Origin of the sequence: Mesorhizobium sp. WSM4898 (genome assembly GCF_029625845.1) — a bacterium.
GTDB lineage: Bacteria > Pseudomonadota > Alphaproteobacteria > Rhizobiales > Rhizobiaceae > Mesorhizobium.
Genome location: NZ_JARTVQ010000003.1, coordinates 230561 through 250627, shown reverse-complemented (window position 1 = coordinate 250627; position 20067 = coordinate 230561). Strand labels below are relative to the sequence as shown.

Sequence of the window (20067 nt, the reverse complement as noted above, 5' to 3'; positions counted from 1 at the left end):
TGCGAGCTCGCGCCAGCGGAATTGTGTTGAGTTGGAAGCTAGGGAACAGTTAACCACGAACGCGGTAGCCTTCCACCGGCAATCGGGATTCCAGGCGAATGAAGGGGTTGAAGCTGACGCACCTTGCTGCGCTGCTTGCAGCGTTGGCGGCGTCGGCTGTCGCTGTGACCGAGCCGCAGGCCGCTTCTCGCACCTGCCGCCAGCTCGAAGCGGAGCTTGCAGCCACGCGCGGCGGTGGCGGCGGTCCGGGACTGATCCGCAAATATGACGACGCGATCGCCCGCCAGCGCGAGCAGCTGGCCAAGGCGCGCGGCCGCGCCGGTGATGCCAATTGCGGCTTCGCGCTGTTTTCGCGCATTGCCGGCCAATGCGCGGCGATCAATGCCTCGATAGAGCGCATGAACACCAATCTCGACATCTTGCAGGCCAAGCGCCAGCGGCTGGCCGGCGGCGGCACGCGGCGCGACCGCAGCCGCATTCTTGCGGCGCTCGACGCCAATGGCTGCCGCGATGATGAAGTCGAGCCGCCTCGCGCCCCGATCCAGGAGGCCGCCCGCAACAATGGTGGCGGCAATCTGTTCGAGCAGCTCTTCGGCCGTGGCGACGAGGAGATCGCTACGCTCCACACGCCTGAAGCGCTTCCGCCAGACGATCCCGGCGCGCGCAACATCCGCCGGGTGATCAACCAACCCGACGGCATGGACCTGCCGAGAATGAACGGCGAGTTCCGCACCGTCTGCGTGCGCACCTGCGACGGCTATTTCTTCCCGATGTCGAACGCCGCCTCTCTTGGCGATTTCGAGCGCGATCAGAAGAATTGCGAATCGAGCTGCCCCGGCACCGAGATGCAGGTCTTCTACACGCGCGGCATGGACGATGACGCCGGCAACATGACGTCCTCGGCGACCGGCCGTCCCTACAGCGAGCTGCCGACGGCCTATCTCTACAAGCAGGCAAACTACTCGCGGCCGCCGCAATGCGGCTGCAACGCCCAGGCCGAAAACTTCTCGATCATAGGCGGCAATCCGCCCAATCCGGAACAGCCGCAGCCGGACAGCGGGGCGACGACCCTCGTGCCGGCGCCGGCGGCCAAGCTCGATGCTGGCGCCGATCCCGAAACGCTCGCCAACGCTGCAGGCGGGCTCGACCGCGCGGCTATCAAGCAGCTGACCGCCAAGGTGCCGGCGTCACCGGTTTCGGCCCTGCCGCCGGAACAGCGCAAGGTCAGGGTCGTCGGGCCAGCGTTCCTTCCCGACCCATCAGCGGCAATAGATCTGCAAGCTCCGGCCCGGAAGACCGCCCGGTAAGGGCGAGCCGCAGCGGCATGAACAGCGGCTTGCCCTTGCGGCCCGTCGCTTCCCTGATCTTGCCGGTCCAATCCTTCCAGACCGTGCCGTTCCAAGGCTCTTCCGGCAACAAGTCGAACGCCTGGTGGAGGAAGTCACGGTCCTCGCCGGAAAATTCTGCCGGCTCCTGCGGCCCGTCGCTCAGGATGCGCCACCAGGCGACCGCGTCGGACAAACGGTCGATATTGCCGCGCACGGCGAGCCAGAAGGGCTCGGCCCTGTCGCCGGAAATGCCAAGCACAATCAGCCGGTCGCGCGCCTCCTCGAACGGCATTTGGTGCATCAGCGTGCGATTGAGCACAAAAAGCTCGTCGGGATCGAACTTGGCGGCAGACTTGGATGTCGCGGCCGGGTCGAAATGGCTGGCGAGCTCGTTGAGATCGTGCGCTGCAGCGACATTCTCCGATGTGCCGACGAGCACGGCAAGCGAGGCGACAGCCATCGGCTCGATGCCCTCCTCGCGCAGGCTTTCTATCGACAGCGCGCCCGTGCGCTTCGACAGCCCCTCACCCGACACGGTGGTCAAGAGATTGTGGTGCCCGAACACCGGCGGCTCAGCGCCCAGCGCCTGGAACAAGGCGATCTGCACGCCGGTGTTGGTGACGTGGTCGTCGCCGCGTATGACATGGGTGACGCCCATCTCGATGTCGTCGACCACCGAAGGCAGTGTGTAGAGATAAGTGCCGTCCTCACGCACCAGGACCGGGTCCGACAGTGAGGCGAGATCGACGGTCTCCTCGCCGCGCACAAGGTCGTTCCAGTGCACCTCGGTCCGTTCCGGCTGCAGCGGGTCGCCGGTGAAGTTCGGCAAAAGAAAGCGCCAGTGCGGCCGGCGCCCGTCGGATTCGTATTCGGCCACCTGCTCCGGCGTCAGCGTCAATGCCTCGCGGCCATAGACCGGCGGCAGGCCGCGCGTGCGGCGCACCTTGCGGCGCAGGTCGAGCTCCTCCGGCGTTTCGTAGCAGGCATAAAGCACGCGCGCCGCCTTCAGCCGCTCAACCGCGGCGTCATAGACTTCAAAGCGACGCGACTGGTATTCGGTAACGTCGGGAAAAATGCCGAGCCAATGCAGGTCATAGAGAATTGCATCGGCGAATTCCTGCGTCGAACGGGCAACGTCTGTATCGTCGAAGCGCTGGATGTAGCGGCCCCTGTTGTTCATGGCGAAAAGCCAGTTGAACAGCGCGGTGCGGGCATTGCCGATGTGGATGCGGCCGGTCGGCGACGGAGCGAAACGAACGGTAACTGTCATGAGCGGGGCGTAGCGAATGCTTCCAGGCTTGACAAGACACGCCCCCGCGCAGGGCAACAGATAGTCCAAGCCAGCTAAAATGAAAAGCCGCCCGTCGGGCCCGGCCCCGGGCGACCCGACGAACCGTCACCGTCAAATAAAGGCTTTTCGATGCGCCTTTCTGTCCCCGTTATCCACATATGTGAGACACAACATATTGGGGTCACAAAACCTACAAAAACGAATCCTTGACGGGTCAGAACGAGTCGCTTTTTATAGGCCATGCGCTCCTGTTGCGGGCGTGACCGGAGAGTTCAGAGGCCGGTCTTTTTTCCCGGATTTTGTGCGTTTTGCCCACATTTCCGCCCGTTCACGAGGCCGGCGGAAGCGTTGGGAATGATGGGGCTTGGGTGGGCGAAAGGGAGAATTGTCGGGCTGGAAAAAATGATCTGTTAACACTATATTTAGTGTTTGCAGGCAGGCTCGACCCTAGATAGTGTGAACCTCCCTCTTCCGAGGGAATCGACAAAAGTTTCAGTTTTGAGGGACCCGTGGGTCGGCCTGCAGCCTGGGTGAGCGCCTGGAAGGGCGTTTGGTTGTCTGCACGGTGTTGCCCGCGACGAGGAGAATGCCGGCGTCGCCTGCGATGCCGGCAAACGGCGGACCGTGCTTTTCGCCTGGCGGGGCAGCAATCCCTGGGGAAAAGCGCTATATGTAGACAAAAGGGACCGGACCAATGCGCATCGAGCGTCGCTTCACCAAGCCAGACCAAGCAGGTCAAGAAGGGGTAGCTTACGCGGAGATCGAATTCCGCAAGGCTCTGTCGGAGATCAAGAATCCCGACGGCTCGGTGGTGTTCCGCCTCGACAACATCGATGTGCCGGCGCAGTTCAGCCAGGTCGCGGCCGACATCCTGGCCCAAAAATATTTCCGCAAGGCCGGCGTCCCGGCGCGCCTGAAGAAGGTCGAGGAGAACGACGTCCCCTCCTTCCTGTGGCGTTCGGTTGCCGACGAGGCCGAACTCGCCAAGCTCCCCGAGGCCGAGCGCTATGGTTCGGAAACCGATGCTCGCCAGGTCTTCGACCGGCTGTCCGGCACCTGGACCTATTGGGGCTGGAAGGGCGGCTACTTCAAGTCCGAAGAAGATGCCCGCGCTTTCCGCGACGAGCTTGCCTATATGCTGGCCACTCAGCGCGTGGCGCCGAACTCGCCGCAATGGTTCAACACCGGCCTGCACTGGGCCTATGGCATCGACGGGCCGAGCCAGGGTCACTTCTATGTCGACCCCTTCACCGGCAGGCTGACCAAGTCGAAGTCGGCTTACGAGCATCCGCAGCCGCATGCCTGCTTCATCCAGAGCGTTCAGGACGACCTCGTCAACGAGGGCGGCATCATGGACCTGTGGGTGCGTGAGGCGCGCCTGTTCAAATACGGCTCCGGCACCGGCTCGAACTTCTCGATGCTGCGCGGCGAAGGCGAGAAGCTGTCCGGCGGCGGCCGCTCGTCCGGCCTGATGAGCTTCCTCAAGATCGGCGATCGCGCGGCGGGCGCCATCAAGTCGGGCGGCACGACGCGCCGCGCCGCCAAGATGGTCATCGTCGACGCCGACCATCCCGACATCGAGGACTTCATCGACTGGAAGGTCAATGAGGAGCAGAAGGTCGCCTCGCTGGTGACCGGCTCGAAGATCGTCAAGAAGCACCTCGAAGCGATCATGAAGGCCTGCGTCAATTGCGAAGGCAATGGCGACGACTGCTTCGACCCGGCCCTCAACACCGCGCTGAAGCGCGAGATCAAGGCGGCCAAGAAGGACGCCGTGCCGGAGAACTACATCTATCGCGTCATCCAGTTCGCCCGCCAGGGCTACACCTCGATGTCGTTCAAGACCTACGACACCGACTGGGACTCTGACGCCTATCTCACCGTTTCCGGCCAGAACTCCAACAACTCGGTGTCGCTGAGGGACAATTTCCTGCGCGCCGTCGAGGCCGACGGCGACTGGCAGCTCACCGCCCGCAAGGACGGCAAGGTGCTGAAGACGCTTAAGGCGCGGGATCTCTGGGAAAAGATCGGTTATGCCGCGTGGGCGTCCGCCGATCCCGGCCTGCATTTCAACACGACCATGAACGACTGGCACACCTGCGCCTCCGCCGGTGCGATCCGGGCCTCCAACCCGTGCTCGGAATACATGTTCCTCGACGACACGGCCTGCAACCTCGCCTCGATCAACCTCCTGCCCTACCGCAAGGAAGACGGCACGATCGACATCGCCGCTTACGAGCACACCGTTCGGCTGTGGACCGTCGTGCTCGAGATCTCGGTGATGATGGCGCAGTTCCCGTCGAAGGAGATCGCCAAGCTCTCCTACGACTACCGCACGCTCGGCCTCGGCTACGCCAACATCGGCGGCCTGTTGATGACGTCCGGCATTCCCTACGACTCCGACGAGGGCCGCGCGATCTGCGCCGCGCTCACGGCCATCATGACCGGCATCGCCTATGCGACCTCGGCCGAAATGGCTTCCGAGCTCGGCGCCTTCCCGGACTATGACCGCAACGCCCAGAACATGCTGCGCGTCATGCGCAACCACCGCCGCGCCGCCTATGGCGACAAGGACGGCTACGAGAAGCTCGCCGTCAATCCGGTGCCGCTGGTCGCCTCCGACCTGAAGCAGCAGGCGCTGGCCGAGCATGCCCGCGCCGCCTGGGATCGCGCCATCGAGCTCGGCGAGGAGCATGGCTATCGCAACGCGCAGGCGACCGTGATCGCGCCGACCGGCACGATCGGCCTGGTCATGGACTGCGACACCACCGGCATCGAGCCCGACTTCGCGCTGGTGAAGTTCAAGAAGCTCGCCGGCGGCGGCTACTTCAAGATCATCAACCGCGCGGTGCCGGAAGCGCTGCGCACGCTCGGCTATTCCGAAAGCCAGATTGCCGAGATCGAGGCCTATGCCGTCGGCCATGGCAACCTCAACCAGGCGCCCGGCATCAACCCGTCTTCGCTGAAGGCCAAGGGCTTCACCGATGATAAGATCGCGGCGCTGAATGCGGCGCTGAAGTCGGCCTTCGACATCAAGTTCGTGTTCAACCAGTGGACGCTCGGCGCCGATTGGGTGAAAGAGACGCTCGGCTTCACCGACGAGCAGCTTTCCGACTTTTCCTTCGAGATGCTGCCGGCGCTGGGCTTCTCCAAGAAGGACATCGACGCGGCCAACATCCATGTCTGCGGTGCAATGACGCTCGAAGGGGCGCCGTTCCTCAAGGCCGAGCACCTGCCGGTGTTCGACTGCGCCAGCCCCTGCGGCAAGATCGGCAAGCGCTCGCTGTCGATCCAGAGCCACATCCTGATGATGGCCGCGGCGCAGCCCTTCATCTCGGGCGCCATCTCCAAGACCATCAACATGCCGAACGAGGCGACGGTCGAGGACGCCAAGAACGCCTACATGCTGTCCTGGAAGCTGGCGCTGAAGGCCAACGCGCTCTATCGCGACGGCTCGAAGCTGTCGCAGCCGCTCAATGCCTCGCTGCTCGCCGACGGCGAGGAGGACGAGGACGAGGCGGTCGAGCAGCTGATTGCGGCGCCCGCCGCGCAGCGCGCCGTGCAGGTGACGGAAAAGATCGTCGAGCGCGTCATCGAGCGTCTCTACCGCGACCGCGAGAAGCTGCCGAACCGCCGCAAGGGCTACACGCAGAAGGCGGTCGTCGGCGGCCACAAGGTGTATCTCAGGACCGGCGAGTTCGACGACGGCCGCCTCGGCGAGATCTTCATCGACATGCACAAGGAAGGTGCTGCCTTCCGCGCCATGATGAACAACTTCGCCATCGCCATCTCGCTCGGCCTGCAATATGGCGTGCCGCTCGACGAATATGTCGAGGCCTTCACCTTCACCAAGTTCGAGCCGGCCGGCATGGTGCAGGGCAACGACGCGATCAAGAACGCGACGTCGATCCTCGACTACGTGTTCCGCGAGCTTGCCGTCTCCTATCTCGGCCGCCACGACCTCGCGCATGTCGATCAGTCGGACTTCGACAAGACGGCGCTCGGCCGCGGCATCACCGAAGGCAAGGCGACGCCGTTCTCCAAGGGCCTCTATCGCGGTGCCTCGCCGGTGAAGCTGGTGTCGGCTGCCGGTTCAGACCCCAAGGGTTTTGGCGGCTCAGCCCCGACGACGGCCCCTGCCCGCGCAGCGCCCACCGCCTTCGCCGGCTCCAACGTGCTGGCGTTGAAGCCTGCAAGCGACGAGGCCCTTGCCTACAAGCGCGACTATGAGGAGCGCGCCAGGGAACTGGCCGAGGAGATGGTGGAAGAGGAAGCCGAGGCCGCCGGCGGCGCCGAGGCGCTCTTCACCGACGCCGCCGCCAACGAGGCCGCCGAGGCCAAGAAGCTAGCCGCCACCCGTCGCCAGCAGTCCTTGCTCCAGGGTTACACCGGCAACGAATGTTCGGAGTGCCACAACTTCACCATGGTGCGGAACGGCACCTGCGAGAAGTGCGACACCTGTGGTTCGACGAGCGGGTGCAGCTGAGGCCCGATGCCGCCAAGGCTGACAGTCGGCGAAGTTATTCGCAAGCTGGAGGCCGATGGCTGATCTGGTTGCAACCAAAGGCAGCCATCGCCAATATAGATCAAAGCCGGCCGCGTCACCGTGGCCGGCCGCACTGGCCTGATTGTCCAAGAGCTTCCATGATCGACCACATCACCATCGAAGTGTGCGACCTCGAACAGAGCAAGCTCTTCTACGAAAAGGCCTTCGCGCCCTTGGGCTATCGCCTCTCCTTCGGTAAGGAAGGCGTGTTCTGGGCCTTCGATGTCGGCAATGGCTGCCTGTTCGAGATCCAGAGCACGGGCGAGACGCCGCCGCTCACCCATCTGCATGTCGCCTTCAGGGTGAAGAGCAAGGTGGAGGTCGATACGTTCTACCGCGCGGCGCTTGAGGCGGGTGCTGCGGACCACGGCGCGCCCGGGCCGCGTCCGCATTATGCCGAGAACTACTACGCCTGCTTCGGGCTTGATCCCGACGGTTACAACATCGAGGCGATGATCAACGAGGCGTGACGGGCGATGCCCTTCGGCTTCGTCATTCTAGGGCGGAGCAAGGAGCGAAGCGACGCAGCGCAGACCCTAGAATCCATGCCGTTACATCAAGGCGCTGCGGCGTTTCAGAATTCTGCACGCTGCGCCCTACGGCAATGGTCACGGCATGGGTCCTCGGGTCAAGCCCGAGGACGACGAAAGCGCGATGGACGGCCTCTCCCAAGCTCTTGTGGGGAGAAGGGAGCGCCGCCTTCAATCCTTGAACGTGATCCAGTATTTCGCGGCCTGTTCCTTCGGCATGTCGGCCAGCGCCCGGCGTACCGTGTAGCCACCATAGACGTCGCTGCCGTTGCGGATCATCCAGTCTTCGACATCGGCCTCGGCAACCGTCATGCGGTCGCCCATCTTGTACTGGTTGCCGTTGACGGGCTTGTCGGCCAGCAATCCGACGAAGCGGCCGTCGCTGAAAGCCACAAGCTGCATCCAGATATGCTCGGTGGCGCCGTTCTGGGTCAGCGGGAACTTGACCGTATAGGTGCCAGGCGTGCGGGCGGCCATCAACTCATGGAAGCGGGGTAGCGTCGAGTGGCCCTTGGCCTTAGCGCCCTGCATCGCCTCGTCGGTGGTTGAATAGGCGACCACATTGGCGTTGGGCGTATTGCTGCGCAGGTGCGAATTGAAAAATCCGTAGCCGACGGCGGCCACCACAGCGGCAGTGACAATCAGTTTGCGCATAGACCCCTCCAAGACGCGATCACGAACACGTTACCGGAAGGCCGTTGCCGCGCCGCTAAGGGAGACGGTGAGTCGATGGTTAGAGAAATCCTGAAATTACCGTCGATCGCCGCCCCGCGCCGGGTGAAGCATACGGCCTCAATTCGCGTCGGCTACCACCTCGCCGCCGCCCAGCCACCTGCGCCACTGCCGCTCGTCGCCGTGGAAGACATTGAGGTCGATGCGGCCGCTCACGCCATGCGACAGGCCGGAGCCCGAATATTGCCAGAACAGCCAGTTGCGGCCCGGATAGACCTTTGACGGATGGGCGGCCACCGCGCGCAGCCAGAACGGATAGTCGAGAAATGCACCACGCAGATTGTCGCGATAAAAATCCGGCGACGTGTAGATGATGGGCCGCTGGCCGTAGTGGCGCTCCAGCTTGTCCATGAACACCTGCATCTTCTCCAGCACCTTCTGGCGCGAAGGCCGGCGCTTGCAGGAGGACTCGCCGTTCCACTCGACATCGATGACCGGCGGCAGCGCGCCCTGGACTCGCGGCACGTTGCGGATGAACCAGTCGGCCTGCTCGCCGGCGGTGCGGCACCAGTAGAAGAAATGATAGGCGCCGCGCTTCAGCCCGGCGGCATCGGCGCCGCGCCAGTTTTTCATGAACATCGGATCGAGATGGTCGCCGCCGTCGGTCGCCTTGATGTAGGCGAAGTTGGCGCCCTGGGCGCGCAGCTTTTGCCAGTTGATATTGCCCTGCCAGCGCGACACGTCGACGCCATGGACGGCAAGGTGCCTGGGCGAGGCGCGGCCGAAATTGATCGGCTTGGCATCGCGAAAGGCATAGCGGGTAACAGGGCCAGCCAGCATCGCGGGCGCTGCGCGGGACAGCCGCTTCGGCGGCGAGACGAGTGCTGCGGCCTCGACCGGAGGCTCGACCGTATCCGGCAGGTCCGGCGCCGGGAATGCCACCGTCTCTTCCTCGGCCAAGCCAAAGGGACGCGAATTCTCGACGTCAAGACGCGAGTTCTCGCCCCCTGGACGCGCGTTGTCCTCGTCAACACGAGCATTCTGGTCGCCAGGCAGCGACGCCGGCGGCCTGATGCGCGCGGCGCCCGCTATGGAAACGGTCTCCACTGTCATCGCAGCGTCGGCGGTCTTCACTGCCTTCGTTACCGGCGCGCTCGGCCGCACGACCGAACTGGTCGTCTCGTTCGACGGCATCTGCAAGGCATCAACGCCCGAGGTAGACGAGCAGCCGGCAAGGCAAAGCCCTGCAAGCACGAAACTGACGACGCCAAAAATCCGCATCTTGACCTGTACGCAAAACAAAACAGACCGAGGGCCGAAACAGCGCCGCCGGAAGCCCCATTCCTAATGAGAAATTACCAACAAAGTTTGAATCAAAATTTACCTTTGGTTCGGCGGGGCGATTCGCCAGGCAAGCCGACAATAAAAGCTCCGCCTTTGTTTCCACGCAATTTCCGAACGGCAAACCCGCTTCTCGGTTTTCCTCGAATTGCTCAGCGCCTGAACACGCCGATCATCGGCCCGAGATTCCAGAAATCGTCGTTGCGGCCAATAGCCGGCGCATAGAGGCTGGAGATCGACCCGTCGAGGAAGAGCGCGTTGGGACAGTCGAGCTCGTCGCGGAACAGGCGCGCGAATTCGTGGAAAGTCACCACGTCGTTCGAGATGGCGAAGACGACGACGCCGTCGCCACGCACGCCGACGCCATCGCGGATTTTTCGCGAAGGGCTGTCGGCCTGGAATTTCGGATGCAGCTTTCCGTCGATCACCAGCATCGGCCCGGACTGGGTGGCATAGTCCACCTTCGGGGAACGCTTCAGATAATCCTTCGTCGCGCGAACGCCGGCCTTGCCGTCGCTAAGATAGAAGACGCCGTTGGGCTGCATCGAGAAATTGCCGGAGCCGGCCCCGGTCTTCGCCGACGCGATCTGCTGCCCGCGCTCGACATAGAGACCGACAGGCGCGAGATTGGGATGGTACATGCCGGCATTGATGCCGAAGAGCATGGTGCGTCCGGCCGCCTGCTGCGCGCTTCGAAGATTGTGCAGCGACTGGTAGAGCTTGCCGTCGGGATCCTTCCAGAACAGCTCGATCGAGTAATGCTTCGGGTCCGTCTCGCAGACGAGATAGGTCGCGGTCTCGAAGGTGTGATTGCGGCACGGCGGCAGCGCTGCGACCCATTGGCTGAGCCCCAGGCCCGCACCGACTACTGCCGGCACCGCCGATTTCACCAGCGCTGCCAGCAACGGCAGCGATTGCAGCAGCGTTGCAATGTCCATAGCGCACCCGAAGCAAGGTTCAGGTGCCGGTATAGCGGATTCGGTGAAAGCCTCTAGCTCAGCCAGCCGACGGCGACGCCGATCAGCAGCACGACGCCGAGCAGGCCGCGATAGATGACGAAGGGCCAGGCGGAAAAGCGCTCGAGCACGCGCATCAGTCCCCATATGGCGAAGAAGGCGGAAATCGAAGCGACGACGAGGCCGACCGCCAGGACCGACCAGCCATAAGCGCCGAGGTGAATCTTGTGCAGTTCCCAAAGCTCCTTCAGGCCTGCCAACGCGATGGCCGGCAGGCCGAGCAGGAAGGAAAGCCGCGCCGCCTCCGGGCGGGCATAGCCAAGACCCAGCGCCGCCGTCAGCGTCGATCCCGAGCGCGACACGCCGGGAATGAGCGCGCCGACCTGGGCCACGCCGACGAGCAAGGCGTCGAGCACGGACACCTTGTCCAGGGTCAGCCTGTGGCGGGCATAGATTTCCGACAGCGCAAGCAGCACGGCCATGGCGATGCAGGCCCAGCCGATCACGGCCAGCCCGCGCAACGGCGAGTTGCAGGCATTGAGCACGCTGGATAGCGCGAGGCCGGCGATGACGATCGGAACGGTGGCAAGCACGATGCCGATCGCCAGGCGGAAATAGCGGTTGGCATAGTCGCGGCGCGTGAGCGCCGCCAGCGACCCCACCGCGACTTCCCTGACGTCGCTCCAGAAATAGCTGATCACCGCGGCAAGGGCCGCGAGTTGCATAGCCGCAGAAAAGGCCGAGCCCGGGTCCTGCCAGCCAAGCATGGCGGGCACGACGCGCATATGCGCCGTCGAAGAGATCGGCAGCAGTTCGGTGATGCCTTGCACGATGCCGAGAAACGCCACCTTGGCGTAGCCCAGGCTGACAAAGCCGGTGTCCAATCCCTGGGTGCAGACGTCCGTCATCCCTGTCCTTTCCCCGGCGAAAAATGAATTGTTATGCGCAAAGCCCCTCAAGGGCAGGCTTAGCCTCATGGTACGGCGAAGCCAATTCACGGATTTGTAAGGTGCCGCTTATCCTGCTTGACAACAGGCGCTTCCATATTATCATGCGCTAATCTTACACTGTAAGGCAGATCGGAGGAGGACTAGCATGTCGACTGCCGCCCTCTCGGAACTGCAGCCGGTCGTCCCGCCGGTGTCGCACCATCCGGAAATCGGGATCGAGGAGGTCTCGCGTGATTTGAGCCGCGCCATCGAGCGCGCAGAGGTCAATGCCTGGCTCGATCTCTACGATGCCGCGCCCACGGAATTCGCCGCGCGGCACGGCTTGTCGCTCGCCCGCGACGGCGACCTCGTCTGGACCACCTGCACGACGATCCCGTTCATCCATTTCAACTGCGTGAAGAACATCGGCGTCGACGGCCCGGCCACGGAAGATCAGCTCGATTCGCTGCTGGCGCATTACCGCGCTGCCGGCATCTTGCGGCCGTGGTTCTGCACAAGCCCGCACACCGACCCTTCCCGGCTGCGCTGCTGGCTGGAAGCGCGCGGGCTCCAGCATCAGAGCGGCTGGGAACGAATTTTTCGCGACGCAACGCCGCTGCCTGCCGAGCCGCTGTTCCCGGCAGACGATCTGTCGGTCGAAGAGGTTACGTCCAAGACCGCTCCCGAATGGGCCTCCTTCATCGATGCGAAGTACAGGCTGCCCACCTCGCCCTGGCTCATGGCCCTGGTCGGCCGCGAGGGTTGGCGTCACTACATGCTGAAACGCGATGGCGCCGTGGCTGCCGTGCGTTCAATGTTCATCTCGGATGGCGCCGCCTGGAGCGGGATCGACGCCCCGGTGCCTGGCATCATGGCGCCGAGCTTCGACCTCGACGCCATGCTTGGCGAAAGGCTGGTCCGCGACGGCATAGCCGCCGGCGCAAGACTGTTCGTCGCCGACATCGAGGCGCCGCGCCCCGAACGCGACGGTCCGGCCTACCGCAACTACGCCCGGCTCGGCTTCAAAATTGCCTATCTCCGCAGCCATTACAGCTATTTGCCGGCGCATTCGAGCTGATCGGAAAGACCTAAAGCGCGTCAGTTCGGCGCGACGCGCTTTAGCGGTACAGCCATTGCTTCAGGCAGCTTCTGGCCACGATATGCGCCGGCGGCAGCACCGGCTGGTCGAAGCGGGAATCGTCGGCAGCCCTGTCGCGAGCCTTTTCCAAGAGCAGGCGAAGCTCGGCCGGGCGCACGCGGTCTCGCTCCATCACGAGTTGGATCATCGGGTCGTTCAAAAGCTCGTCCAGGGGGTTGCTGCTCTCGCTCATCCGTCGCCTCCTCGATGCCTTCCCGCGTGGCGCTTAGATAGGCAGCCAATGATGGCCCGCCAATGACGCTTTGCCGGCTATCTCGTGAATCGAAGATGAAATTTTTGTGCAGGCATTCTTCCTTCTCCCATTGTTGTGGGAGAACGGAAAACTCTATGCCGGCGATGCCCCCTCATATTGCGGCAGGCCGTCATCCAGCCTCACCCAAGGCTGCTTCGAAGCGGTCCAGAAATGCATGTCGGGCTTGAACGCGGACGGATCGTCGAGCGAGCCGGATGTGACGCCGAGAATGCCCCTGGAGTCACGTCGCGAAAAGATCGTCGTGCCGCAAGCCGGGCAGAAGCCACGCTTGAGGTCCGGCGAGGAATTGACCGTCGCCACCGGCCCCTCGATCGTGATATCATCGATGCGAAACAGGAGCCGCGCATTGAAGGCGGCGCCGATCGCCTTCTGGCACAGCCGGCAATGGCAGACGCGCTCGTTGATTGGTTCGGCCTCGGCGCGATAGCGCACTGCGCCGCACAGGCATCCGCCCTGGTATTTCGCCATTTCCAAGTACCCGATTGACAGGAAGGCCGGCACGGTAGCGGCGAACATCGGAGCGTCAATTAAAAAGCATTGATAGGACGCGATCGCTCACGGTGATGCCGGGCTGACACGGCAGCAGATAGGATGGCGTCAGTGGCGCCGCGCCTGGACGAGGTAGGCGTCGATCTCGGTTTCGCCGAGCCATTTGGCGGCTTCCAGCCGGTGCAGCCCTTCGACCAGGACATGACGCTTGCCGTCGTGGCGCACCTGGATCGGCATCTTCATGCCGTTCTCGAGGATATCCTCGGCAAGATGGCGCACCGTCTCCGGATGCAGCGTCTTGCGCCTCGCCATCGGCACATAGATGTCGTCGACCTTGACCCTTTGCACGCGCAGCATCTTGGCTCCCGGCGTTCAAACATCGCCTGAAGATCAAATAAGCCGTTTGCCGGATAAGGCCAAGCGCCTGCTGGCCCGATCGTTTCCATTTGACGCTTGGCCGCCCTACGGTCTCAATGGCGACCTCTTGGTTTCGGTTTTTCCATGACGCAACGGCCCGCCGACTTTCCCGATTTCGGACTGACGCCCGAGCAGCGCCGGGAGGCGGTGCGCGGGCATTATTACGAGTGGCCCGGCATGGATGGCTCGAGCGGCGAGATCTGGTGCTACAGCGACCGCTTTTCCTATCGTCCGGGCGAGACGGTGACGCTTTTCGTCAGCTCGACGGCCCCGCAATTCAGGATTGTCATCGTCCGCGACGGCGGCGATGAAACCAAGGTCTTCGATGGGTCGGGACTGTCGGCGCGCTGGCAGGAAACGCCCGAGCAATGTTCGGTCGACGGCTGCGGCTGGGAAGCCTCGTTCGAATTCCGCATCGGCGATGACTGGCCGTCGGGAGCTTACCGTGTCAGGCTTTCGGCTGAAGGGCCGGACGGCACGCCGATCGAGAGCCACCACCTCTTCATCGTCGCGCCCCTGCCCGGCCGCAAGCCTGGTCGCCTGCTGCAGATCGCCGCGACCGGCACCTGGCTCGCCTATAACACCTGGGGCGGCTCCAACCACTATCAGGGCATCACCGGCCCGAACCGCGACCGATATGCCACGATGGTCTCCACGCAGCGCCCTTGGTGCCGCGGCTTCGTCGTGCTGCCCAAGGATGCACCGCGCGTGCCCCTGGAAGTCGCCGTGCCGCCGAAGACCGTGCCGCGTTATCCGCATATGGAATGGGCCTTTGCCACGGGACATTCGAAGAAATACGCGTCTTCCGGCTGGGCAAGCTACGACAGCCATTTCTTCCGCTTTGCCGAACGCGCCGGATATCAGGTCGACCTCGCCAGCCAGCACGAGCTGCACTTCTCGCCGGAAATCCTCGACGGCTATGATTGCGTCGTCTTCGTCGGCCACGACGAATACTGGACCTGGGAGATGCGCGACGCGGTGGACGCTTATGTCGAGCGCGGTGGCCGCGCGGCGCGCTTCGCCGGCAATTTCATGTGGCAGACCAGGCTGGAGGACGAGGGCCGACGCCAGGTTTGCTACAAATACCGGGCGCGGGCCGAAGACCCGGCCTATCGCGGCGGCGACATCACCCGCGCCACCAATTCCTGGGAAGCACCGGAGATCGGCCGTCCGGGCAGCGCAACCTTCGGCCTCAACGCGACGCGTGGCGTCTATGCCGGCTGGGGCGGCTGCGCGCCGCGCGGCGTGCGCGGCTTCCCGGTCTACCGCCCCGAGCACTGGGCCTTCGCCGGCACCGGCATCTATTATGGTGACCTGCTTGGCGCCGACAGCCATGTCTATGGCTATGAGGTCGACGGGCTCGATTTCGAAATACGCGGCGGCCTGCCGCACCCGACTGAAGAGAGCGGCGCGCCGGACGGCTTGCAGGTGCTGGCCGTCGGCCTGGCGAGTCAGGTCGAGGAAAGCGCCGACATTCCGATCGAAGACCAGTTCCTCACCGACGAGGACGGCCGCTTCACCGCCGAGACTTTGTTCGGCGAGGCCAGCGACGCCAATCTCGACAAGGTCAAGCGCGGCAACGGCATGATCGTCAATTTCCCGCGCGGCAAGGGCGAAGTCTTCCACGCCGGAAGCTGCGAATGGGTCGCCGGTCTGCTAAGGCAGGACGCGATGGTCGAACGCGTCACCAAGAATGTTCTCGACCGCTATCTCGGAAAGTCCTGATATGCCGACACCGGAAGTGCAGCCCTCGCCTGAAGCCGAAGCGCGGCCGCCGTCGCATTTGTTCTATCTCTCCAGCCTGCGCCGGCCACTCGTCGACCGCGCCGAGGGCATCTATTTCTGGACCAAGGACGGCCGTCGCTTCATCGACGGTTCAAGCGGACCGATGGTCGCCAATATCGGCCACTCCAACCGCAACGTGCTCGACGCCATGAAGCGGCAGATGGACAAGACCACCTTCGCCTATCGGCTTCATTTCGAGAACGAACCGGCGGAAGAACTGGCGCGGGCACTGTCTCACAAGCTGCCCGAAGGCATGGACCGCATCTTCTTCGTCTCGGGCGGCTCGGAAGCGACCGAATCCTGCATCAAACTCGCCCGGCAATGGGCGGTCGCCACCGGGCAGCCGAAGCGCTGGAAGGTGATCACCCGCTTCCCGTCCTATCACGGTGGCACGCTGGGTTCGCTCGCCATCACCGGCGACGACGCGCTTGCCGAGACTTTTACGCCGTTGATGCGGGTGATGCCGACGGTGCCGGCGCCGGCTGCCTGGCGCGATCGCGACAACCTCTCGATGGAGCAGCGCGGCATCCGTTATGCCGACATGCTCGAAGACAAGATACAGGCCGAGGGCCCGGAAAGCGTGCTCGCCTTCATCATGGAGCCCGTCGGCGGCGCGGCAACGGCAGCCCTTGTCGCGCCCGACAGCTACTATGCGCGCATCCGCGAGATATGCGACCGCTACGGCATCCTGCTCATCCATGACGAGGTGATGAGCGGTGCCGGCCGCACCGGTAAATTTTTGGGCGGCGACCATTGGAACTGCAAGCCGGACATCGTCGCGCTGTCAAAAGGGCTGGGCTCCGGCTATGCGCCGCTCGGCGCGCTGGCGGCTCCCATGCGGCTCGTCGAGCCGCTGCTCGCCTCGGGCGGCTTCCAGCACGGCCACACCTACGCCGGCAATCCGCTTGCCTGTGCGGCCGGCCTTGCGGTGCTGAGCGAAATGGACCGGCTCGATCTCATCGCCAACGCCGCGACCATGGGCGATGTGCTGATCGCAGAGTTGAAGGCGTTGCAGAAGCGTTTCCCTTTCATCGCCGACGTGCGCGGCAAGGGCTTGCTGCTCGGCGCCGAGATGGTCGCCGATCCGGAGGCGCTGACGCCGATCGCGCCGGCGAAAAAGGCAACGCAGCGCCTGCTCGACCACGCCTATGCGCGCGGCCTGATCATCTATGGCCGCAAGGTCAAGGGGGGCGTCGACGGCGACAATTTCATGGTGGCGCCGCCGATGATCATCACGCGCGAGCAGATCGGCGAGATGATCGCAATCATCGGCGACTCGCTCGAGGCGCTGGCGGAAGAACTCGACCTGCCGGTGGCAGGCTGAGGGTGAAATGGCGCTTTGAGACGTCCTGAGATGTTCGCGATCCTTCGCACCCGCCTCTGGCCTGCCGGCCATCTCCCCCGCAAGGGGAGAGATCCGATGTCCCTGTCGCTTTCGCCAATCGCCGACGTTGCAGGAACCGCGCCGTCGGTGCACCTGCTGATCTCCCCCGTTGCGGGGGAGATGTCCGGCGGGACAGAGGGGGGTGCCCGGGCGCCATACTTGTCGTGAGCACAATTATCCTCCGCCCCGGCCAAATCGAGGATGCCGAAACCATCCATGCCGCCTTGCTGCGCCTCGGTACCCACATCGGCGCGCATCAAGAGATCACCTCGACACCGGATGACCTCCGCCGCTACGGCTTCGGCGCAAAGCCCGCCTTTTCGACCTTGATCGCCGAGGTCGACGGCGAGTTTGCCGGGCTCTGCCTGCACTTTCCGATCTTTTCGACCTGGATGGGCCGGCCCGGGGTCTTTGTGCAGGACCTCTATGTCGAGGACCGCTTTCGCGGCCGCCGCATCGGTGAGAAGCTGTTGCGGCGCGTGGCCAAGGAGTGTCGCGCTGCAGGCGGCGTCTATCTCAGGCTCTCCGTCGACACCGATAACGAAACCGCGAAGACCTTCTATGAAAAGCTCGGCATCGGCTGGTCGAGCTACGAGCAGGTGCACAAGATTGTCGGCGAGGCCTTTTTTGCCTTTGCCGACGCGCCGGAGGACGAACGATGAAAGCCTTCTATGCCGAGGAACAGAAGCGCCATGACCCGAAGGCCTTCCTTTCCAGCGGCGCGCCGCAACCCAATCCGGAAAAGCCGGAACGGGTCGAGAGATTGCTAGCCGGCGCAAGATCGGCCGGTGTGACGATCGAACGGCCCAACGACCATGGCCTTGGGCCGATCGCCGCCGTGCATACGCCCGAATATCTCGACTTTCTCGAGCACATCTTCGCGCGCTGGCAACGCATCGATGGCGCCTCGGCGGAGGTCATCCCGAACATCCATCCAATCGGCCGCGGCGGCTCCTATCCGGCCTCGGCGGTCGGCCAGGCCGGCTATCATATGGCCGACACAGCCTGCCCGATCTCGGCAGAGACCTGGAACAGTGCGCTCTGGAGCGCCTGGAGCGCGGTGGAAGCCGCCGAAGCCGTGATGGCCGGCGCGACGGCGGCTTACGCGCTCTGCCGCCCGCCTGGCCATCACGCCTTTGCCGACGTGGCGGGCGGCTTCTGCTTCATCAACAATTCGGCGGTCGCCGCGCAGGTGCTGAGAAAGGACGCGCGACGTGTCGCCATACTCGATGTCGACCTGCATCACGGCAACGGCACCCAGGGAATCTTTTACGCCCGACCGGATGTTTTGACCGTCTCGCTGCATGCCGATCCGGTCCGCTTCTATCCCTTCTTCTGGGGCCATGCCAACGAGCGCGGCGAAGGGGCGGGCCTCGGCTACAACCTCAACCTGCCACTGCCGCGCAAATCCGGCGACGCGGCCTTTCTGGAAGGGTTGGAAACAGCCTTCCGGCGCATCCGCGCCTTCGCGCCGGAAGCGCTGGTTGTCGCGCTCGGGCTCGACGCATTCGAAGGCGATCCGTTCGGAGGCCTTTCGGTGACGACGCCCGGCTTCGCGCGCATCGGCGGGGCGATCGCCGGCCTTGGCCTGCCGACGGTCATCGTCCAGGAGGGCGGCTACCTCTGCGATGCGCTCGGCGACAACCTCACCGCTTTCCTGACCGGCGTTGGCGGGAAGAAAGGATAGTTCAGGCGCGCTCCTGCCTCAGCATTGCAATGACGCGATGTATGCTTTCCAGCGTCTCGTCGATCTCTGCGGCTGTGTTGTAATGCGCGATGCCGATGCGCACGACGCCCTGCTCCGGCGGAATGCCGAGTTGGTGGACGATCTCCCATGCATAGTTGTGGCCGGACCACAGGAAGATGTTCTCGGCATTCATCTGTCGCACGATCGTTTCCGGCGCGATGCCCTCTACCGTAAAGGAAATTGTCGGCACGCGATCGCCGAAACGTTCCGGGTCGGTGATGCCGCGGATGGTCAATCCCTCGATGTTCGACAGGCCCTCGATCAACTGCCGGGCGAGCGTATTCTCGTAAGCGATCGACACTTCGAAGGCTCTCGCTATCCGCTGCCGCCGCGAACCGCCCTCGCCGGCTGCGGCGCCGAGATCGGCGAAGTAGTCGACCGCTGCGGTCAACCCAGCCATCAGCTCGATCTGCGGCGTGCCGAGCTCGAACCTTTCCGGCAGGTGGTTGGACGAGCAGCGGCATTTGTAGGGTTTCAGCGCATCGATGACGTCGCGACGGCCCCACAATATACCCATATGCGGCCCGAAGAATTTATAGGCCGAGCAGACCAGGAAATCGCAGCCCAGCGCCTGAAGGTCGATCAGCCCGTGCGGCGCGAATTGCACCGCGTCGACATAGACCAGCGCCCCGGCCTGCTTGGCGATTGCAGTCAGTTCGCTCACGCGGTTGATCGAGCCGGTGAGGTTCGAGGCATAGTTCAGCGCCACAAGCCGGGTCTTTTGCGAAAGCAGCGCCTTCAGCCCCGCTTCCTCGACCTGCCAGCTCTTCTCGTCGAAGGGCAGGAAACGCACGACGAGGCCGAGATCCTCTGCAAGCTGCAGCCAGGGCGAGACATTGCCCTCGTGGTCCATGCGGGTGAGGATGATCTCGTCTCCCGGCTTCATCGTCCGGCCGAGGGTGCGCGACATGTGGTAGGTCAGCGTCGTCATGTTGGCGCCGATGATGATTTCCTCGACGCTCGCCGCACCGAGAAAATCGACCATCGCCGCATGCGCATCATCGACCACCTGCTGCGCCGCGAGCGTCGTTTCGAAGAAGCCGCCGAGGTTGGCGTTTGTCGTTAGCAGGCAGCGCGAGACCGCATCCGCCACCGCCTGCGGCACCTGGGTTCCGGCGGGATTGTCGAGATAGATGCGACGGCGGCCCTTGTCGGTCAGCGAAAGTGCTGGAAACCGTCCGCGCACGAGCTCGATCGGAAAATCTGCCATCGCCTCCATCGCTCCGTCCTTCTCAATGAT

17 protein-coding genes are annotated in these 20067 nt (G+C 63.9%); 8 read left to right on the top strand and 9 right to left on the bottom strand.

The window, feature by feature from the left end:
• Positions 1 to 98: 98 nt before the first annotated feature.
• Positions 99 to 1307: a DUF2865 domain-containing protein gene (locus P9228_RS15885; protein ID WP_278054275.1), complete on the top strand. Its 1209-nt coding sequence runs from the start codon at positions 99 to 101 to the stop codon at positions 1305 to 1307.
• On the opposite strand, the gene gltX is transcribed toward P9228_RS15885, so the two are convergent.
• Complete coding sequence (gene gltX / locus P9228_RS15880) at positions 1225 to 2598, bottom strand: glutamate--tRNA ligase (protein WP_278054274.1); 1374 nt, start codon at positions 2596 to 2598, stop codon at positions 1225 to 1227. The genes P9228_RS15885 and gltX overlap by 83 nt on opposite strands.
• 715 nt (positions 2599 to 3313) lie before the next feature.
• On the opposite strand from gltX, the gene P9228_RS15875 reads away from it, so the two are divergent.
• Together P9228_RS15875 and P9228_RS15870 are read left to right on the top strand one after the other, a co-directional pair.
• Entirely contained in the window at positions 3314 to 7105 is a 3792-nt protein-coding gene (locus P9228_RS15875) for a vitamin B12-dependent ribonucleotide reductase (RefSeq protein WP_278054273.1), read from the top strand.
• 158 nt (positions 7106 to 7263) lie between these two features.
• Positions 7264 to 7635 carry a VOC family protein gene (locus P9228_RS15870; RefSeq protein ID WP_278054272.1) on the top strand — a complete coding sequence of 124 codons (372 nt, stop codon included), beginning with the start codon at positions 7264 to 7266 and terminating at the stop codon, positions 7633 to 7635.
• A gap of 231 nt (positions 7636 to 7866) precedes the next feature.
• On the opposite strand, the gene P9228_RS15865 is transcribed toward P9228_RS15870, so the two are convergent.
• The 4 genes from P9228_RS15865 to P9228_RS15850 all read right to left on the bottom strand — a co-directional run bounded on the left by P9228_RS15865 (position 7867) and on the right by P9228_RS15850 (position 11572).
• On the bottom strand, positions 7867 to 8349 hold the full coding sequence (locus P9228_RS15865) for a DUF2314 domain-containing protein (protein ID WP_278054271.1): 483 nt from the start codon (positions 8347 to 8349) through the stop codon (positions 7867 to 7869).
• A gap of 138 nt (positions 8350 to 8487) precedes the next feature.
• Complete coding sequence (locus P9228_RS15860; RefSeq protein ID WP_278054269.1) at positions 8488 to 9648, bottom strand: GH25 family lysozyme; 1161 nt, start codon at positions 9646 to 9648, stop codon at positions 8488 to 8490.
• 212 nt (positions 9649 to 9860) lie between these two features.
• The gene (locus tag P9228_RS15855) at positions 9861 to 10646 is read right to left on the bottom strand and encodes a phosphodiester glycosidase family protein (protein ID WP_095800824.1); all 786 of its coding nucleotides are present in this window, start codon (positions 10644 to 10646) and stop codon (positions 9861 to 9863) included.
• 53 nt (positions 10647 to 10699) lie between these two features.
• Entirely contained in the window at positions 10700 to 11572 is an 873-nt protein-coding gene (locus P9228_RS15850) for an undecaprenyl-diphosphate phosphatase (RefSeq protein WP_278054266.1), read from the bottom strand.
• Positions 11573 to 11759: 187 nt separating this feature from the next.
• Between P9228_RS15850 and P9228_RS15845 the strand changes: the two genes are divergently transcribed.
• Positions 11760 to 12671: a hypothetical protein gene (locus P9228_RS15845; protein ID WP_278054265.1), complete on the top strand. Its 912-nt coding sequence runs from the start codon at positions 11760 to 11762 to the stop codon at positions 12669 to 12671.
• Positions 12672 to 12711: 40 nt separating this feature from the next.
• On the opposite strand, the gene P9228_RS15840 is transcribed toward P9228_RS15845, so the two are convergent.
• From P9228_RS15840 to P9228_RS15830, 3 genes are all read right to left on the bottom strand, one after another.
• Positions 12712 to 12924, bottom strand: a complete 213-nt coding sequence (locus P9228_RS15840) for a hypothetical protein (RefSeq protein ID WP_067328366.1) — start codon at positions 12922 to 12924, stop codon at positions 12712 to 12714.
• Positions 12925 to 13077: 153 nt separating this feature from the next.
• Positions 13078 to 13473 (bottom strand): GFA family protein, encoded by a 396-nt coding sequence (locus P9228_RS15835; protein ID WP_278054938.1) that lies wholly within the window; start codon positions 13471 to 13473, stop codon positions 13078 to 13080.
• Positions 13474 to 13602: 129 nt separating this feature from the next.
• Positions 13603 to 13851: a ParB N-terminal domain-containing protein gene (locus P9228_RS15830; RefSeq protein ID WP_066995224.1), complete on the bottom strand. Its 249-nt coding sequence runs from the start codon at positions 13849 to 13851 to the stop codon at positions 13603 to 13605.
• Between the two features lie 144 nt (positions 13852 to 13995).
• Here P9228_RS15830 and P9228_RS15825 point away from each other — a divergent pair, with 144 nt between their 5' ends.
• The 4 genes from P9228_RS15825 to P9228_RS15810 all read left to right on the top strand — a co-directional run bounded on the left by P9228_RS15825 (position 13996) and on the right by P9228_RS15810 (position 18767).
• Entirely contained in the window at positions 13996 to 15636 is a 1641-nt protein-coding gene (locus tag P9228_RS15825; protein ID WP_278054263.1) for a N,N-dimethylformamidase beta subunit family domain-containing protein, read from the top strand.
• Position 15637: 1 nt separating this feature from the next.
• Positions 15638 to 17020 carry an aspartate aminotransferase family protein gene (locus P9228_RS15820; RefSeq protein ID WP_278054261.1) on the top strand — a complete coding sequence of 461 codons (1383 nt, stop codon included), beginning with the start codon at positions 15638 to 15640 and terminating at the stop codon, positions 17018 to 17020.
• A 224-nt stretch (positions 17021 to 17244) separates the two neighbouring features.
• Positions 17245 to 17742: a GNAT family N-acetyltransferase gene (locus P9228_RS15815; RefSeq protein WP_278054259.1), complete on the top strand. Its 498-nt coding sequence runs from the start codon at positions 17245 to 17247 to the stop codon at positions 17740 to 17742.
• Positions 17739 to 18767, top strand: a complete 1029-nt coding sequence (locus tag P9228_RS15810; RefSeq protein ID WP_278054257.1) for a histone deacetylase family protein — start codon at positions 17739 to 17741, stop codon at positions 18765 to 18767. The genes P9228_RS15815 and P9228_RS15810 overlap by 4 nt, the downstream gene beginning before the upstream one ends.
• Before the next feature lies 1 nt (position 18768).
• Here the strand turns inward: P9228_RS15810 and P9228_RS15805 are convergent, their stop codons facing one another.
• Positions 18769 to 20037, bottom strand: a complete 1269-nt coding sequence (locus tag P9228_RS15805; RefSeq protein WP_278054255.1) for a cysteine desulfurase-like protein — start codon at positions 20035 to 20037, stop codon at positions 18769 to 18771.
• Positions 20038 to 20067 lie beyond the last annotated feature (30 nt).

Bases quoted from the DNA above. Each gene is read 5' to 3' on its own strand.
- P9228_RS15860 (WP_278054269.1), bottom strand. From the start codon at position 9,648: ATGCGGATTTTTGGCGTCGTCAGTTTCGTGCTTGCAGGGCTTTGCCTT.
- P9228_RS15885 (WP_278054275.1), top strand. From the start codon at position 99: ATGAAGGGGTTGAAGCTGACGCACCTTGCTGCGCTGCTTGCAGCGTTG.
- P9228_RS15845 (WP_278054265.1), top strand. From the start codon at position 11,760: ATGTCGACTGCCGCCCTCTCGGAACTGCAGCCGGTCGTCCCGCCGGTG.
- P9228_RS15810 (WP_278054257.1), top strand. From the start codon at position 17,739: ATGAAAGCCTTCTATGCCGAGGAACAGAAGCGCCATGACCCGAAGGCC.
- P9228_RS15805 (WP_278054255.1), bottom strand. From the start codon at position 20,037: ATGGCAGATTTTCCGATCGAGCTCGTGCGCGGACGGTTTCCAGCACTT.
- P9228_RS15820 (WP_278054261.1), top strand. From the start codon at position 15,638: ATGCCGACACCGGAAGTGCAGCCCTCGCCTGAAGCCGAAGCGCGGCCG.
- P9228_RS15830 (WP_066995224.1), bottom strand. From the start codon at position 13,851: ATGCTGCGCGTGCAAAGGGTCAAGGTCGACGACATCTATGTGCCGATG.
- gltX (WP_278054274.1), bottom strand. From the start codon at position 2,598: ATGACAGTTACCGTTCGTTTCGCTCCGTCGCCGACCGGCCGCATCCAC.
- P9228_RS15870 (WP_278054272.1), top strand. From the start codon at position 7,264: ATGATCGACCACATCACCATCGAAGTGTGCGACCTCGAACAGAGCAAG.
- P9228_RS15835 (WP_278054938.1), bottom strand. From the start codon at position 13,473: ATGGCGAAATACCAGGGCGGATGCCTGTGCGGCGCAGTGCGCTATCGC.
- P9228_RS15825 (WP_278054263.1), top strand. From the start codon at position 13,996: ATGACGCAACGGCCCGCCGACTTTCCCGATTTCGGACTGACGCCCGAG.
- P9228_RS15855 (WP_095800824.1), bottom strand. From the start codon at position 10,646: ATGGACATTGCAACGCTGCTGCAATCGCTGCCGTTGCTGGCAGCGCTG.
- P9228_RS15840 (WP_067328366.1), bottom strand. From the start codon at position 12,924: ATGAGCGAGAGCAGCAACCCCCTGGACGAGCTTTTGAACGACCCGATG.
- P9228_RS15850 (WP_278054266.1), bottom strand. From the start codon at position 11,572: ATGACGGACGTCTGCACCCAGGGATTGGACACCGGCTTTGTCAGCCTG.
- P9228_RS15875 (WP_278054273.1), top strand. From the start codon at position 3,314: ATGCGCATCGAGCGTCGCTTCACCAAGCCAGACCAAGCAGGTCAAGAA.
- P9228_RS15865 (WP_278054271.1), bottom strand. From the start codon at position 8,349: ATGCGCAAACTGATTGTCACTGCCGCTGTGGTGGCCGCCGTCGGCTAC.